Annotated in this window: 13 protein-coding genes; 6 read left to right on the top strand and 7 right to left on the bottom strand. The window is 43.7% G+C overall.

Annotated elements, in window-relative coordinates:
* Positions 1–16: 16 nt before the first annotated feature.
* The 6 genes from ACE4RR_RS08730 to ACE4RR_RS08705 are packed head-to-tail and all read right to left on the bottom strand — an operon-like array spanning position 17 to position 8,192.
* Positions 17–1,828, bottom strand: a complete 1,812-nt coding sequence (locus ACE4RR_RS08730; protein WP_375535030.1) for an IucA/IucC family protein — start codon at positions 1,826–1,828, stop codon at positions 17–19.
* Positions 1,825–3,051 carry an MFS transporter gene (locus ACE4RR_RS08725; RefSeq protein WP_375535029.1) on the bottom strand — a complete coding sequence of 409 codons (1,227 nt, stop codon included), beginning with the start codon at positions 3,049–3,051 and terminating at the stop codon, positions 1,825–1,827. The genes ACE4RR_RS08730 and ACE4RR_RS08725 overlap by 4 nt, the downstream gene beginning before the upstream one ends.
* Positions 3,014–4,327 carry a lysine N(6)-hydroxylase/L-ornithine N(5)-oxygenase family protein gene (locus tag ACE4RR_RS08720; RefSeq protein WP_375535028.1) on the bottom strand — a complete coding sequence of 438 codons (1,314 nt, stop codon included), beginning with the start codon at positions 4,325–4,327 and terminating at the stop codon, positions 3,014–3,016. The genes ACE4RR_RS08725 and ACE4RR_RS08720 overlap by 38 nt, the downstream gene beginning before the upstream one ends.
* The gene (locus ACE4RR_RS08715) at positions 4,320–4,907 is read right to left on the bottom strand and encodes a GNAT family N-acetyltransferase (RefSeq protein ID WP_375535027.1); all 588 of its coding nucleotides are present in this window, start codon (positions 4,905–4,907) and stop codon (positions 4,320–4,322) included. Before ACE4RR_RS08715 ends, ACE4RR_RS08720 begins: the two co-directional genes overlap by 8 nt.
* Complete coding sequence (locus ACE4RR_RS08710; protein ID WP_375535026.1) at positions 4,897–6,666, bottom strand: IucA/IucC family protein; 1,770 nt, start codon at positions 6,664–6,666, stop codon at positions 4,897–4,899. The genes ACE4RR_RS08715 and ACE4RR_RS08710 overlap by 11 nt, the downstream gene beginning before the upstream one ends.
* On the bottom strand, positions 6,663–8,192 hold the full coding sequence (locus ACE4RR_RS08705; RefSeq protein WP_375535025.1) for a pyridoxal phosphate-dependent decarboxylase family protein: 1,530 nt from the start codon (positions 8,190–8,192) through the stop codon (positions 6,663–6,665). Before ACE4RR_RS08705 ends, ACE4RR_RS08710 begins: the two co-directional genes overlap by 4 nt.
* A 275-nt stretch (positions 8,193–8,467) precedes the next feature.
* On the opposite strand from ACE4RR_RS08705, the gene ACE4RR_RS08700 reads away from it, so the two are divergent.
* The 3 genes from ACE4RR_RS08700 to ACE4RR_RS08690 all read left to right on the top strand — a co-directional run bounded on the left by ACE4RR_RS08700 (position 8,468) and on the right by ACE4RR_RS08690 (position 11,535).
* Entirely contained in the window at positions 8,468–8,938 is a 471-nt protein-coding gene (locus ACE4RR_RS08700) for an acyl-CoA thioesterase (protein WP_375535024.1), read from the top strand.
* 612 nt (positions 8,939–9,550) lie between these two features.
* The gene (locus tag ACE4RR_RS08695) at positions 9,551–10,348 is read left to right on the top strand and encodes an HAD-IIA family hydrolase (RefSeq protein WP_375535023.1); all 798 of its coding nucleotides are present in this window, start codon (positions 9,551–9,553) and stop codon (positions 10,346–10,348) included.
* The gene (locus ACE4RR_RS08690) at positions 10,345–11,535 is read left to right on the top strand and encodes a sn-glycerol-1-phosphate dehydrogenase (protein WP_375535022.1); all 1,191 of its coding nucleotides are present in this window, start codon (positions 10,345–10,347) and stop codon (positions 11,533–11,535) included. Before ACE4RR_RS08695 ends, ACE4RR_RS08690 begins: the two co-directional genes overlap by 4 nt.
* A gap of 19 nt (positions 11,536–11,554) precedes the next feature.
* On the opposite strand, the gene ACE4RR_RS08685 is transcribed toward ACE4RR_RS08690, so the two are convergent.
* Positions 11,555–12,670: a GntR family transcriptional regulator gene (locus tag ACE4RR_RS08685; protein ID WP_375535021.1), complete on the bottom strand. Its 1,116-nt coding sequence runs from the start codon at positions 12,668–12,670 to the stop codon at positions 11,555–11,557.
* A 241-nt stretch (positions 12,671–12,911) separates the two neighbouring features.
* On the opposite strand from ACE4RR_RS08685, the gene arfA reads away from it, so the two are divergent.
* The 3 genes from arfA (at position 12,912) to ACE4RR_RS08670 (ending at position 16,429) form a co-directional block, all read left to right on the top strand.
* The gene (arfA, locus tag ACE4RR_RS08680) at positions 12,912–14,408 is read left to right on the top strand and encodes an arabinosylfuranosidase ArfA (protein ID WP_375535098.1); all 1,497 of its coding nucleotides are present in this window, start codon (positions 12,912–12,914) and stop codon (positions 14,406–14,408) included.
* Between the two features lie 12 nt (positions 14,409–14,420).
* Positions 14,421–15,902 carry an L-arabinose isomerase gene (araA, locus tag ACE4RR_RS08675; RefSeq protein WP_375535020.1) on the top strand — a complete coding sequence of 494 codons (1,482 nt, stop codon included), beginning with the start codon at positions 14,421–14,423 and terminating at the stop codon, positions 15,900–15,902.
* 296 nt (positions 15,903–16,198) lie between these two features.
* Positions 16,199–16,429, top strand: coding sequence for a hypothetical protein (locus ACE4RR_RS08670; RefSeq protein ID WP_375535019.1), 231 nt, complete (start codon positions 16,199–16,201; stop codon positions 16,427–16,429).
* Positions 16,430–16,440 lie beyond the last annotated feature (11 nt).

Here is a 16,440-nt window from a genome sequence, read left to right as displayed (position 1 = left end):
CTGATCCACCCTTTTCTTAATGATTACTATGAACTTCTTTAGTCCGCATAAAAAATAATGCATTGTCTACGGTGCCATGTTCGGACGCGTGCGGCCGGTCATCACCGTCGGCGTACCCATAATCAAGCATGCGGTTGCGATTCAGGCATAATTTGGTCATTTTCGGCCGGAATAGATTAAATAGTTCAAACCGATCTGCCGATTCAGGGAACTGCTGCTGGTATGCTTCAATACTCTGGGCGGTGAAGCTCCAGAAATCTTTCTCATAGACCAGGTCTGCTTCATCGAGGATATCTGCAAGATACCTGAAATGGCAGATAAACAGTCCGGTAAAAATAAACTGTACAAGCCCCTCCGGACCTTCACTGCGAAGTACTCGTTTCAGATCATCAGGTACATCCGTTAATTCGGGCAGCGGCTGATCACTAATATTTACGTCATCTACAAAGTCTTTCATGATTAAACGGTGCGGAACGTAATCTTTCAGTGACACAATCGTGTTTTGACCGTGCGGAGAAAAAACAGTTCCATATTGGTATAAATAATGAAGCAGCGGCGGCAGTATCGCAGCGCAAAGCTTTTGTATCCACTCTTCTGGAGAAAGCCCTGACCTTTCCATAAGCTCCTGCACAAAAGGCTTGTCCTTGGAATCTTTGTGAAGCAGTGCAGACAGGGTGATGGGATGTTCATCTTCGTCTATTTCGTTGTATATACTTTCACGCCAGACTGTTCCGAGCAGTTCTAAATATTGATAAGGTGCTTTATCGAGAGCATGGTAGGAATCGTGTGAGACATCGATTGTTGCCACTTCACCAAGCAGACCAATGTTGCAGGTGTCTCGTAGAAAGCTGTCTTTTGACTTAATTGATTTAACCCAGTCTGTTACCTTCGGAGCGATCGTGGTTCTCTCACTCGGCAGTCCACGGTAAACCAGTGTATTTAAAATGCTTATTGGCAGCTTTACGTGATACTTTTGTTTTTCATCAATGTTGACAAAGGTCCGGATTGATTGCTGTGGAAGATAGGCATCATTAGAATAACCTAGCGGGATAATGCGGGCGTCTGCCAGGTAGTCAGCAAATAAAGGAATAATGTTGTGTTCCCACTGCCATTTGTGTACTGGTACGAAAAAATATTCTTCCGGCTTCGCTCCTGCCTTCTCTACCTGGGAACGAAAAGTGTGCAGCTCATTGTCAAGAAGCTCCTGCTGCATCAGTCTTTCATAGGACACTTCTTCTGTCGATTGAAAGGTGGCGGCAGATTCGTGGACCGCAATCCAGAAAAGTGTGATAGGCCGCTTATGCTCCGGTGCATAATCGAGATAATCCTTATAATTAAAGCCTATTCTTCCTTTATTATAAGTAATCCATGGGTGACCGCTCATTTCTCCCTCCAGCTCTGCATAATCCATTTCTGCGAGGGTGCCGGCAGTCGTTTGTTTATCCAGCAGATGGCAGTCGGCTACAAGTGTATGGTAATACTCCTTTAATAAATGTCCTGCTGTTTCACTAGTAATTGGAGCATGCTGCTGCAGCTCGATTAAAAAGTCACTTGCTGAAAGTGCCAGTGAGCCGCCATCTTTATTCTTTTCAATTGTATTTTCATAGACATGATAGCTCTCAAAGAATCGAGTTTTTGCCTCGAATGTGTAATGAATGTTTCCCAAGCGGACCTTTAATGACTGAAGACCATTCTCGGTCATCTCTTCCTTCTCTGCCTCAATAATTTTTTCGTATAAAAATTCCTGCAGCATTTTTCCGACGAGGCGGCGGTTGGCTAATTTCCAATTTTCTCTCCGAACAGGGGCAAGCTCACTTGATGAAATCATGTGATATCTTCCTTTCTTTTTCCTGCGTTTGAATAATAGGGGCTTTCTATTTTCTGATTTTCTCCTGATAAATGATAGAGGGCTGCGAAAGCTCCCATGAGTATAAGAGCTCCGGCAAGAAACGGTACAGCATGTCCAGCTGCTGAAGCCGTATAAGCAGCCGCAAGCGGTGCTGTTAACAGGGCAGCATTTTGAAAAAGTAATAAGAGACTGTAAGCATATGAAGTATTGCCGGCGTTTTGTCTATGAAAAAACGAAGCATCTATTGCGGCCTGGCCTGAAGCAAGAAACACACCATATAAAACCCTTGCTGCTGCAAACAGCCAAAGCGCCGAGACACCCCATTGAATAAATAATGTAACACTAAGAATGAAAACGGCCAGGACAGAAAAACTGAGGGCATTATTTTTTGTCACCCACTTATGCATCCACGGCATTACGAGCAGCGCTGCAGCGTTCGGAAGCATAAATAATATACTGCTCATGAATGTCTCGGTGAAAAACGTGTTTTCCGCATAGAGTGTAAAGTAGGGGCGGATGACATTGTTCCCTAAATGAAAAGCAAACACGGCAGCACCGAACAGAAAAAACATGACGACAGGTATGCCGAGACCAGCGCGTTGAAATTTTCGTTTTTTTTCTATACGTACAGGGGAAACCGGAAGCTTTGCTCTTGAAACCCATAAAAGGAGAAAAAGCAACGCATCGATTAACGCCAGCAAGAGAAATACACGCTCCGGGCTTTGATGCATCATTACGACGGCTCCACAGATAGACGCACTAATGATAGCCCCGTGAAAGAGAAGCTGGTAGTGCCTGGACGTTGAAGCCGCACCGTTTGTTTCGGCGAGCAGAGGATATATAAGCAGCAGGCTGCTTTTCACTGTCAGCATCAGCACGGTGATAAAAAGAAATAGCGCAGGCGTATTGGCAAAGGCTAAAGCTCCTGAAAAAAATGGGGAGCATCCAAGTGCAATTAGAAAGAGCCGGCTTGTTCCAATTTTCTGCGACAGCTTTCCCCAAATCGGGGTAGAAATCATAACGGCAAGACGACATGCAAAGATAAAGAAACCTGTGAAAGCTGTTCCGTTAATGGAAAACACCTTTTCAAAGAATTGCGGATAGAACGGAGACAGAAGCACTTCTGAAAAGATGGAAACAAACAGACACAGGCAGAGCAGACGCCTAGCTGCTGCGCTGCCAGCCGAATTGCTGGAAGACATTTTTCCTACGGACAGGATAAACTTCCCGTCCTGCTAACTGATTGATAATAATCGCATTCCGGTGGGCGCCGAGTCCAAGGTCTGGTGCTCCGACTCCATGGGTATGCATTTCTCCGTTTTGGACAAAAACATGGTTTTGTTCATTTGTCTGTCGGACACTATATTGTTCATCAATCTGCAGAAGCCCTTTCTCGTCTCGCTGAAGGAAATGCTCGATTCCTTCTAAGAAGGAAGGAGAAGCCTGTTCGTAGCCTGTTGCAAGAATCAGCTGGTCGGTCTCGACCGTAAGTTTTTCCTGTAAATGAACTTCTTCTAATTCTAATAGGATGCTTCCAGCTTCTGTTTCTTCCACACTTGTCATTTCTGTCTGCGCCTGCAGCAGTGCGCCCTGGGATGTATTTCCGATCGACTGCTCGTACAGCTGATCATAAATAGCAGCTATTGTATCCATGCTGATTCCTTTATAAAGAAGAGACTGCTGTTTAAGCAGCTTATCTTTCGTTTTCGAATCCAGGTGATAGAAATAGCTGGTATATTCAGGAGAGAAGTGCTCTAAACCGAGCTTCGAGTATTCCATTGGAAAAAATCCGGGAGAGCGGGTGTACCATTGAAGCTGGTATCCATGCTCCGGTTTTTCGATTAGTAAATCGAGAAAAACTTCAGCTGCACTCTGTCCCGAACCAATGACTGTAATCGTGTTCTTTTCCAGGATTTTTTCTTTGTTTCTTAAATAGTCTGCAGAGTGGCACATCTTTCCCGCACTGAGAGCTTCGGCAGATTTCGGAACGGTCGGTTTCGTGCCAATTCCCATGGCAAAATGACGGGTGTGATAATATTCGATCGTGTGGTTATCATTATTTTGTACTTTTATTTCATAGAAACCCTGTTCCCCGGAGTAAGTGACGTTCACTACTCTGTGCCCGAACCGGCAGGAGGGGAGCTTAGCAGCTGTCCAGCGGCAGTAATCATTGTATTCCTGGCGTGGTATATGAAACTTTTCATAGAAATAAAAGGCATAAAGTCTATCCTGTTCCTGCAAATACTGAAGAAAGGTGTACGGGCTTTTTGGGTCGGCCATTGTTACAAGATCAGCAAGAAAAGGAACCTGCATCGTCGTTCCGTCAATAAGCATTCCGGCATGCCATTGGAATTCAGGGTTTTCGTCCAGAAACAGTCCTTCCAGCTCCGGAGTCTGATCCAGCAGGGCAGCCAGCCCAAGATTAAAAGGGCCGATTCCGACGCCGATAATGTCATAGATTTTATCCGGTTTATTCATGTCTATTCATCCTTTCAAAGGTTTCACGTCTGCATACCATGAACAGGCCCCGTTTGTCAGGAAGATCGACAGGCTTCACAGGCTCAAATCCGCATTGTTTAAAGACGTGGATCATTTTATCATTTCGTATGTCAGGTTCTGCAACAACTCTGGTGGTTCGTTGATCTTCAAATAGAAATGCAGTCATTTCCTCTAATAGTGGCAGCGCATAGCCTTTCCCGATATCGCTCTCAGGTCCGATTAAGAGGTGGATGCCTTGATCATAAGGCTGTGCATGATAATACCTGCCGATAATATCGTCTGCCGCCCAATATGCTTCCCAATAGCTCATTGAACGGCCATTCAAGCAGCCGATATAGAGTGATTGATGTGTATCAGCGAGAGCTTTTTGCAGGTGATTTTTATATTCTTCTCTTGAGAAATTTAATTGCCAGAAGGGAATCACATGCTCGTTATGCATCCATTCGTGCAGCAAAGAAAAATCCTCTGTTTCTATAACCTTCCGAAATTGAATTTCCTGTCCGAGTACTGGAGAGTATCTTCTGTATGAAAACACCGGCGACTCTGTATTATGAGCCATGGACAACACGCTCCCTCGCATTCAGCGGATTCGTAATATTGACATACACCGATTGAGTAGCTAATGATCCGGTCAATTCATCCATGTCATAAAATCTAGTTAATAGATTTGCTTTTGATGGAATGGTTTCCTCATGCAGCAGACTGTAAAGAAGAGGAGAATCTGGATGTAAGTGGCGCAGGTCGTCAAGCTCGCTGCGGAGCACGTCGATGAGCTCCTCTTCTTCAATCAAACCAGTAGAACCAAAGCCATTGATTAGACCAAATAAATGGTTAATAAAAAAATAATAGCGGAAGCGTTCATCAGCAATCGCATCGCTGCAGATTGTGTCGCTCTTCTTATTCAAGTCCGGCAGGAACGAACGAAGGTGATCTGCTTTGGACTCGCAAAAATAGTAGCCTTGATTATCCCGGTAATAAAATGTTTCCGGATAGCCATCTTTCATTTTCAGCACAGAATTCTGCTGATGGGCCTCTAGTGCAATGCCATGCGTGAAATATAGCCATGCCATTGGCTGCAGTGAGATCGATAAATATTTTCGGAACCAATCTTTACTGATTTCTTCGGTGCTTCGATTCTCATTATTCGAAAGCTCACGGATTATTTCCGTCAGCATGCTGCTGTCTTTTTCAAATGGATCTTGAAACAGGCCGGCAGCAAGAGATACTTCCTTTGCTTTTTCTCCTTGAAAAGGGTTTTGCCGGATGATGGTTTCAAAGCCTGTCTCTGTCTTCCCGTGTAATGTTATATATGCCGGATCCCGTATTACCTGAAAATGAGGAAAATACGAGGCAAGCTCTTCTCCAACCCTGCTGTGCAGAATGTTATCTACTTCCACGCCGCGCTCAAGCTCTTTTAATTGGTTTACTCTAAGAGAATTGGTCACTTTCACAGGTATAGAAAACTTGAACATATAAGGTGAATCTTCATGGTACAGCGTCCGGATTGAAGATGTAGCTGAATAAGCTTTCCCCTGCGCTCCAAGGTATGCCAGTTTTCCATTCTGCATCATGTCAGCAGTTTCAGGATTATATAATAACTGTTCTGCCTGCAACGGGTGAACAGGTATGAGAGAATAATCGTCAGCCTTTAAATAATTATCTTTAAAATTCTCCTCTATCTCTGAATCTTGCAATAGTTCATTTTTGATCATAGTTGTAGCGGTGAGTTCCTCAGCAGAATGCTCTTTGACAATCGAATGATGAGCCCGGAAGTAATGAAGCTGAAAAGCTCCTTTCATTTCGGGAGAATAGTTGTTTCGGTCTGTTTCGCGGTCCATACCCTGCCTGCTTTTAGGAGTGGGATGGAGTAAATGTCCGAGCAGGAGAGACTGCTCTGCTTGAATATATGTTTGGTGTGTGCTGTACAGTGATTCATCACTGCTTCGGCTCTCTAAAAAAGAAGCCGTCAGGTCGTAGCTTTGTAAAATACGCTGCATCATTTCTTCTGTATCTTGATGGTGGTTATGCTCAAGCGCTAATTCCTTTAAAAGCAGGGAGCACAGCAGAGTCACGTCAAGCTCAAGCCAGTCAGGTGCACCCTCAGCTTTGTAATAGAGAGGAAACGAAAACAGATGGCGGTGAGTTATTGATTGGTAACGGACCGGTAAAAACAGCTCCATGTGCTGATTTTTCAATGGTAAATAAAAGCCTTCCGACGCGGACTCTTGTTTTGCCCATGTTCCTTGATTCGTTTCTCTTAAATAACAATTAATAAAGCTCTGCATGGCGGCGTTTGCTGCTAATTGCTCTGCACTCATGCGTAAACCTCCTTTATTTTTTGAAGCTCTATTTCTCGTCCTGTGTCTGTCACTTCCTCAATAAGCTTCTTTATGTGAGACATATTAGTAAGCGGGTTGAGCAGGGTACATTTTAAATACTGAACACCATTTATCCTTGTTTTTGCAATCACTCCCCGACCGGAGGAATAAAGCTGCTGTTGAATATTTTTATTGATTTCATCCTCCAGATGGCTCCCGCGGTATAAGGAATCATGAAGTCGGTAGCGAAAGACTACAGCATTCATTTCCGGTTCTATTACGAGTTCAAGTGCTGGATGCACTCTAATTTCCTGAGCCAAAAGTGCCGTTGAATCAAGTGACTGATCAATCATTGCTCCCCACTTATCTGTCCCGAGGGTTTTCAGCGTTACCAGAACCTTAAGGGCATCAAATCGGCGCGTAGTTTGAACAGAACGGTCTACTAGATGAACAATACCTGCTTGTTTATCATCTTCCGGATTTAAATAATCTGCCTGGTGGGCTAATAGATTGAAAGAATGTTCGTTTTTTACAAGAAAAGCTCCGCAGCTTATAGGCTGGTAAAATAATTTATGAAAATCGACAGTGATAGAGTCAGCATGGCGGATACCTTCAAGCTTATCTGCATGCTGACTGCTCAACACAAGGGCACCTCCAAATGCTGCATCTACATGAAACCAGATATTTTCTTCCCCGGCGAGGTCTGCAAGGGCAGGGAGCGGATCGATGCTGCCAAAGTCAGTCGTGCCTGCTGTTCCAACAATCGCTAGTGGAACGTCCCCATTACTTTTTAATTGCTCAATTGCCTGGATAGTATGTTCGATAAGCATTCTCTTCTTATCGTCTGTAGGTATGGAAATGACAGCTTTTTCTCCCAAACCGAGCTGGGCAGCTGATTTTTTTACTGTAAAATGCGCTTCCTCTGAACATAATATTTTGAAGCGGTGGGCCTGCAGGGGAAGTCCTGCATGTTTCACATCATGTCCAAGCTCATGCAGGCAATAATGATCTCTTGCCATAAGCAGCCCCATATAGTTCGATTGAGTACCCCCAGTTGTAAAAGTGCCGGCTCCTGAAGCGGGAAGTTTATACAGCCTGCAGAGCCACTCTGTCATGTGCTGTTCTGCTGCCGTTGCAGCAGGACTCTGATCCCATGAATCCATGGATTGATTCAGTGCACTAACGATCATGTCTGCGCAGATTGCAGGAATCAGAGGGGGGCAATGAAGGTGGGCCATCGCTTGAGGATGGCTGATGTTCATGGAATGCTGAATGATATTTTTTTTGACAGCTGATAATACATTGGAGAGTGAATGTGGTGATTCTGTATGAAATAGCATCTCTGCAATGTCGCTGTGCAGCTTTTGTTCTGATTTCCACTTATAGGGAACGTCGGAATTCTGGTAAAAATCTGATAGAACTTCAGCTGTATGCTCCAATGCAGCTTTTACGTGGGCAGAACCGGAATGAGACGATATAAAGTCTTGTTGAAATACAGCATTGCGATATTCTTGGACAACTGGCATAGGTTCCCCTCCAGAAATTTTATTTAAAAGATATTGAAAATCATTCTCAATTGATGACTAAAAAAAACAGAGCTGAATGGCTCTCTTTTGAACACCTATCACATTAATTGAAAATGATTATCAACGTCAATAGATTTTTTAACAATTGGTTCTAACGATGTGTAAATCTCAAAAGACGAACTAGGTCTATTCCAACGAATGGATTACTGTTTTCCCAACACCCGTAAAAGGTGTTATTATCCTACTAGCACGAAAAAAAGGAAGTGTAACCTATTATGGAAAAAAGAACAGTACAATATTCGAAATCAATACAAACAAGACTGGTCCTGCCGCCGGACACAAATCATCTTGATACCATATTTGGAGGGAAAATCCTTGCTTATATTGATGAAATAGCCGCTGTAGCAGCAATGAAGCATTCCAACAGCACCGTGGTTACAGCTTCCATAGATTCTGTCGATTTTGTCTCTTCTGCAAAAGCCGGGGAAGCATTAACTCTTGAAGCTTCTCTCACTTATACAGGAACGAGTTCAATGGAGGTTTATGTGAGAGTGACCGCTCATGACATGATACATAATATCGAAAAACTGACGACTGAGTCTTTTCTCACAATGGTAGCGGTAGATGAGGACGGAAACCCTGTGGCAGTACCGGGTCTGCGTCCAGAAACAGAAGAAGAAATACGCTTGTTTGAAACTGCTCCTGCAAGAAGAGAAAGTCGAAAAAATCGAAGTAGAACAAGATAAAAACAGCCGTCTTTCGCTTCCGGGCTCCTCAGATATGGCTGAAGATTTTCGAAAACATGCACCATATTACACCAGCGATTCAGGTTCTTGAAAGAATAAGAATTTGTTGATTTCATCCCTGCAGGCGGACGCTTTCCGTGGGGCTTGTCTTCAACTAATTCAGCCTCAGCGAAGCTTCGTCAGAATGGATTTTCAGACTTCGCTGATCCCAACGGAGTCGCCGCCTTCCGTTCTTCAATCTGAGTATAATCACCATAAGGGTGACTTTGAATATCCCGTTTTGAAATTAATTCAAGGCAAAGAATGACCGTACGAAAGCTGACATGTTTAAGTGTCATCTTTTTTCATAAGAGAAAGTAAAGATTGTGTTGATTTCATCCCTGCAGGCGGACGCTATCCGTTGTCCGCAAAACCTGAAAAACCGGCTTGCTTTGGGCATTTAGCGGAATCAGTTTCCGCAAAACTGTCCGAGCTGTCCAGCTTACTTTTAGATAGCCATACTCTGCGTTCGGTCAATTTCTAACGAGAACAGCGCTTTTAAAAAATAAGAAATTGACAGATTGGCAGTACAAAATTATAATTAACTTATACGTACAAGTTAGGGGATAATCTATGAATCTTCAATTAAAGAACATTCAAGCATTTTTGATAGACATTGATGGTACGGTTTTTACAGGAAATAAGCCGATTGAAGGAGCTATTGACACACTGCTGCACTTACAAAAGCTTGGTATGCCCTTAGCGTTTTTGAGCAACCGCGGTAACATTTCAAGGAAAGAAGCACAGCAGAAGCTTAAGCGGGCGGGACTTGAAGTAAAGCAGGAGGAAATTATTTTATCCTCTTATGTCGCAGCTGATTTTTTAAAGAGTTATTATCCTTCTCAGACTGCCTGGGTGTTTGGAGAGCAGGGGCTGGCCGATGAATTGGAGGAAGCAGGAATCCAGCTTTCTACTGAGCCTGAAAAAGCAGACTGGCTGGTCGTTTCCCTGCATGAAAGGTTAACCTATCGGGACATGAACAACGCCTTCCGGGCTGTAAAGCATGGAGCCAGAATTCTAGCTACAAACAGTGACCGCTCGTTTCCACGGGAAGATGGTGAAGCTATTGATGTGGCAGGTATGCTCGGAGCAATAGAAGCAACAACCAACCGCCGCGCAGATGTCATAGTGGGGAAACCGTCGCATTATATGGCACAAAAAGCGTTACAGCAGCTTGGTATTACGCCAGAAAGGTGTGCCATCGTTGGAGACAGCCTCGGCTCCGACATAGCGATGGGAAGGATGTTCGGATTGAAGACGATACTTGTCTTAACAGGAGGTACGAGTGCGAAAGAGGTGGAAGGATTGGATAATGCCCCCGATTATATTTTTCCATCTATTACATATTTAAAAGACGGAGGAAAGCTATGAACCTTTCGGAAGATATTGTGTCTTTCATGAACGAATGGGATGTATCAGCATTGCCGATCAAACAAATCGAAATAGAAAATGGCAGTATTACGTCGATTGTTCCCTTTATTCGAAGTCAGTCATTTCAGCATGCAATTGTCGTAGTAGACAGACAGACTTACAGAGCAGCTGGGGAAAAGGTAAGAAGGCTGCTGGAAAAGTCCGAATATGCATTGAGCATAATTGAACTTGAGGAAAATCACCTCGGGCAGGTGAACGCAGATGAAGAAACTGTGATGCAGGTTTTTGTTAGCATGCCGGAAGAAGTGGATGTATTACTAGCAGTCGGCGCAGGGACAATTCATGACATCGTCCGGTTTGTCAGCAGTAAAATGAAGCTGCCGTTTATATCTGTTCCTACGGCTGCCTCCGTCGATGGCTTCACATCGAAGGGAGCTCCGCTTATTTTGAAAGGAGTAAAGAAGACGATCCAGACAAGCTCGCCAATTGCAGTCTTTGCGGATTTGGATGTGTTAACGGCTGCACCTTCCCCATTAACCGCTGCTGGTTTCGGTGATATGCTTGGAAAATACACATCACTTTTGGATTGGCGCATTTCCTCTGTCATAGGTCAGGAACCGTTTAGTGACAAAGCTTGCGCTATAACGAGCAGTGCATTACAGGAATGTATCGATCATGTAGAAGATATTGCAGCTGGTACTGAAAAAGGACTCGGAGTGCTGATGGAAGCACTTATAACTTCAGGCATTGTGATGCTGATATTGAATTTTTCAAGACCCGCATCCGGAGCGGAACATCATTTATCGCATTATTGGGAAATGATGCTATTGAAGGAGGACAAAAAGCAGCTGCTGCACGGTGCAAAAGTAGGGGCAGCCTGTCTATTAATCAGTGAGCTGTACCATCGCGAGAAACCTTTTTTAGAAAAAGAAATAGAAAAAGTGAAAACCTGTGATCCGCAGGATAAAGAAGCTCTGCAAAGTGCGATGCAGCAGCTTCCCAAACCATCTCAACTGAAGCTCTATTTAGAAAAAGTCGGCGGCTCGGTGAGCCCAGGTGAATTAGGGATAGAAGAAAAGCTAGTACAGGAAAGCTTATTCGAGGCCATTCACCTGCGTGAACGCTGCACAGGTTTGTGGCTGTTAAACGAAAAAAAATCTGAAGCGCTCGTCTATCCACTGCGATAAAATAAGTTCAGGCTTCTTATTAAGTCTGTGTATTCATTTCTTCAGATTCTAACTTCCTTGTTGATTGTCTAACAACCAACTCAGGCTCATAAACAATCGAGCCTGTCTCTTTTTTCCTGCCGGGCTTATTTTCAATAAGGTCAATCACCATTTCAGCAGCCATTTCCCCCATTCTTGATTTTGGATGCTTGATGGATGTGAATTTAATTTCGGTTGCTTCCGCAAAATGGGAGTCATCATAGCCTACGATGGAGATGTCCTCCGGCACCTTCAAGCCTTGCTTGCGGATTACCTCCAGTATTTGAATCGCCAGTTCATCGTTATAACAGACGATTGCTGATGGCCTGCTAGTTTTCTGCTGCAAAAGCTTCGCTGTTTCTTGGGCTGGCTTCGTAAATTTCTCGCTGGTCGCATAGGTAATAATATTTGTAGGGTCTAAACTGATACCATGCTGGCGGTGAGCTTTTAAAAAGCCTTTCATTCGTCTCGTTCCCTGCAGATCATCACTTTTAAAAATACCGATGATATCTTTGTGTCCGAGATCAAGCAGGTGTTCCGCGGCCATATAACCGCCTTTTTCATCATCCATAATCAGGCTGAGCGGCTCGAGTTCTTCATAATAGGCGTTAATCATCACATAAGGAATCTGCAGATTTTCAAGATTTAAGTAATAATTTATATTCGGGTTTGTAAATGAGCTTTGTGTCGGTTCGGCAATTACCCCTTCAACTTGCTGGCTCAAAATATTTTCGAGAGCAGTTCTCTCTTTTCCCACGTCGTTATTCGTGCTGAAAAGAATAACGTTATACCCTCTGTCACTTAAAATTCGTTCTGCCCCGCGGATAATGTGGGGGAAAATGTAATCGGATAAATACGTAGTGACGATAGCAATGCTTTTACGGGAATGATGCTGAATCAATTTAGAGCGGTCGGCACAAAAAGTTCCTACTCCATGTTCCCGGTACAGCCACCCCTCACTTACGAGCTCACCGATTGCCTGTCTGATTGTGTGGCGGCTGACATTGAATTGATTTACAAGTTCATACTCAGAATTTATTTTTTGGTGGGCCCGGTACGAACCATCCAGTATTTTTGATTTTATATGCTGTTTTACGTTTTTGTATTTAGGAGCCATAGTACACCTCATCTTCCTTCCTATAGACCATACTATTATAAAAAACTTGAACGTACAACTAAAAAAGGATAGAGAATCCTCAAAATTATTAATGAAAGCGATTGCTAAATCTTTCTGGCTGTGTTTAAATAAAAGTATCTTATACGTACAAGTATAGACAAATAGTATTTGTTTTATTCATTGTACGAACATGGCCAAAGAAAGGATGACCGATGTGGCAGCGAACGTAACAAATGCATCTATGATTGTGGATAAAGACTTCACTATTTCTGATATTGACGAACGTATTTACGGTTCATTCATCGAACACCTCGGAAGAGCGGTTTATGGGGGCCTTTATGAACCAGACCATCCACAGGCAGATGAAAGTGGATTTCGAAAAGATGTGATGGAGCTTGTGGAAAACCTTCAGGTGCCTATTGTGCGGTACCCTGGAGGAAATATGGTGTCTGCTTATAATTGGGAGGATGGTGTCGGTCCGAAGTCGGAACGTCCGCGCCGTCTTGAACTTGCATGGAGTACGATTGAAACAAATCAAGTAGGAACGAATGAGTTTGCAGAGTGGGCAAAGAAAGTCAACTCCGAAGTAATGATGGCTGTAAATCTTGGCACCCGCGGTATTGATGCAGCGAGAAATTTACTGGAATATTGTAATCATCCGGGAGGAACCTTTTATAGTGATTTAAGAAAAAAGCACGGATATGACCAGCCTCACAACATAAAAACGTGGTGCCTCGGAAATGAAATGGACGGTCCATGGCAGCTTGGAGGGAAAACTGCAGAGGAGTACGGCCGCCTCGCTTATGAAACCGCCAAAGCAATGAAGATAGTAGATCCCTCGATTGAACTGGTAAGCTGCGGAAGTTCGCATGCAAAGATGCCGACCTTTCCTCAGTGGGAAGCTACCACTCTTGAACATACCTATGAATTTGCCGATTACATTTCTCTTCACCAATACTATGGTAATCACGATAATGACACAGCAAATTATTTAGCCAAATCCCTGGACATGGATAATTTTATTCAATCCGTTATTTCAACCTGCGACTATATTAAAGCAAAGACACGAAGCAAAAAGACAATCAACTTGAGCTTCGATGAGTGGAATGTCTGGTTTCATTCCACGGATGCAGATAAGAAGCTGGAGCCGTGGCAGGTGGCACCGCCTCAGCTGGAGGATGTTTATAACTTTGAGGACGCCTTATTAGTTGGGAATATGCTTCATTCAATGATAAAGCACTCCGATCGAGTAAAAATTGCGTGTATGGCTCAGCTCGTAAATGTTATTGCCCCCATCATGACCGAAAACGGAGGAAAAGTCTGGAAACAGACGATTTACTATCCTTACTATTACACCTCCGTGTATGGTCGCGGAAAAGCCCTAAAGCCAATTATACATTCTCCAAAGTACGATAGTGCTGAATTTACCGACGTCCCATATTTAGACTCTTCGATAGTATATAACGAAGCAAAGGAAGAGCTTGTCGTATTTGCCACGAACAGACATTTAGAGAATACGCTTCTTGTAGAATGTGACATCCGCTCGTTTGAAGAATTTGAATTACTTGAGCATGTGGTTTTAGAAAATGATGATCCAAAAGCAGTAAACACAAGAGATCAAGAAAACGTGAAGCCTCATCATAATGGAGAGTCTTACACAGACAATGGCATTCTGCAGGGTGTACTGCCGAGAATGTCGTGGAATATGATACGACTTCGTAAAAAGAAAACACAGTAAGGGAGGACCAATATGTTAAAAATACTTCCATATGAAATATGGTTCGTAACAGGAAGTCAGCATTTATATGGGCCGGAAACATTAGAGGAGGTAGAGCGCCACTCCAAAGAAATCGTTCAGGGAATTAATGATAACGAAGCCGTGGCTGCTCCGGTTGTTTTTAAAAAAGTAGTTACTACCTCGGAAGAAATACGGGTACTTTTCACAGAAGCTAATAAAAACGATAATTGTGCCGGGATTATTACATGGATGCATACATTTTCCCCCGCCAAAATATGGATAAATGGTTTAAATGCACTGCAGAAGCCGCTTCTACATCTGCATACCCAGTATAATGAATCAATTCCGTGGGATAGCATTGATATGGATTATATGAATCTGCATCAGGCAGCCCATGGGGACCGGGAATTTGGATTTATTACCGCCCGTATGAACATTCCCCGAAAGGTAGTCTCCGGCTATTGGAAATCACACAAAGTGGCAGAAAAAATAGGCCGGTGGTCCAGGATCGCAATTGCTTATTCAGAAGGAAGAAATATCAGAGTTGCCCGCTTTGGGGACAATATGAGAAATGTAGCGGTAACAGAAGGAGACAAGGTAGAAGCTGAAATGAATTTCGGCTGGAGTATTCAAGCCTATGGAATCGGTGATTTAGTGGAATATATTAATCAAGTTACCGAGGACGAACTGGATTCACTGCTTGCTGAATATAAAGAAACATATAAAATTGCCAGTGATATTAATTGGGAATCTGTCCGGGAGCAGGCGAGGATTGAAGCGGGCATGGAGAAATTCTTAGTGAAGGGAGGCTTCAATGCCTTTACAACAAACTTTGAAGATCTACACGGCATGAAGCAGCTGCCCGGCCTTGCAGTTCAGCGTCTGATGGAAAAAGGATATGGTTTCGGCGGGGAAGGGGACTGGAAAACAGCTGCCCTTGTGCGTGTTATGAAAATAATGGCGGATGGAAAAGAAACCTCCTTCATGGAGGATTATACGTACCATCTCGAAGAAAATAATGAACTTGTCCTTGGTTCTCATATGCTCGAAATCTGCCCAAGTATCCAAAAGCAGGGAAGCAGAGCTTCGGTGGTAGTTAATCCTTTAACGATGGGTGATAGAGAGGATCCGGCAAGACTTGTATTTAACGGAATGGCTGGAGAAGCAGTCAATGTTTCGTTGATTGATTTAGGAAACCGACACCGCCTTGTTGTGAATGAAGTAACAGCTGTCGATGTGGAACATGAAATGCCAAGCCTGCCTGTAGCCAGGGTGCTCTGGAAAGCCAGGCCATCTCTGCATGAAGCAGCGGAAGCCTGGATCACGGCCGGAGGAGCTCATCATACATGTCTCTCGTTCCAACTGAATGCTGAGGACCTCGAAGACTGGGCAGAAATGACCGGTATTGAATGTGTGGTCATTGATGATCATACGACTCCTCGGGAATTCCGTAATGAATTACGCCAGAATGAGGCATATTGGTCCTCCCGATAATGATGTAGATATCACTTCGTTGACAAAAGATGTGGATAATAAAAGGCTCCTGTCAATGCTGGAGTCACAATGTTCTCATTGCAGTAAACCTTTGAAAGAGCAATCGGCACTTTTCGGCAATCGGCACATGGTTCAGCTAAAATATGCCATGGATCAGCGAGTTTTTGTAAATCATCAGCGAAAATTTGAATTTCACCGGCGCTTTTTCAAATTTCATCAGCGTTAATCGAAGAATGATCAGCGAAGTATAATGTACGTTATTTCTGTCGGGCAAGATTTAAGCTGACATAACATGAGTGGCTGGGACAAAAGTATATTATTTATTGCAAAATCCAGACGATTCTACTGAATCCGTCTGGATTGTTTGTTTGTTAATTATGAGTGTTCATCATATCTCCGTCAAAACACTTCGCTTTCCAGGGGCACGACTCGAGCCTCCCCGGCAGAAAAACGCTGCCTGTGGAGTCTCGAGACTCGTGCTGTTCCTCGACGCACAGGACGTGCTAGTGTCGATGCTGGTCTCATGACGTGGCCGGTT

The sequence above is a fragment of the Alteribacillus sp. HJP-4 genome (assembly GCF_042139015.1).
Taxonomy (GTDB): Bacteria; Bacillota; Bacilli; order Bacillales; family Marinococcaceae; genus JBHIKY01.
The sequence above is the reverse complement of the archived record's forward strand: the minus strand, read 5'-3'. Positions and strand labels throughout refer to the sequence as shown.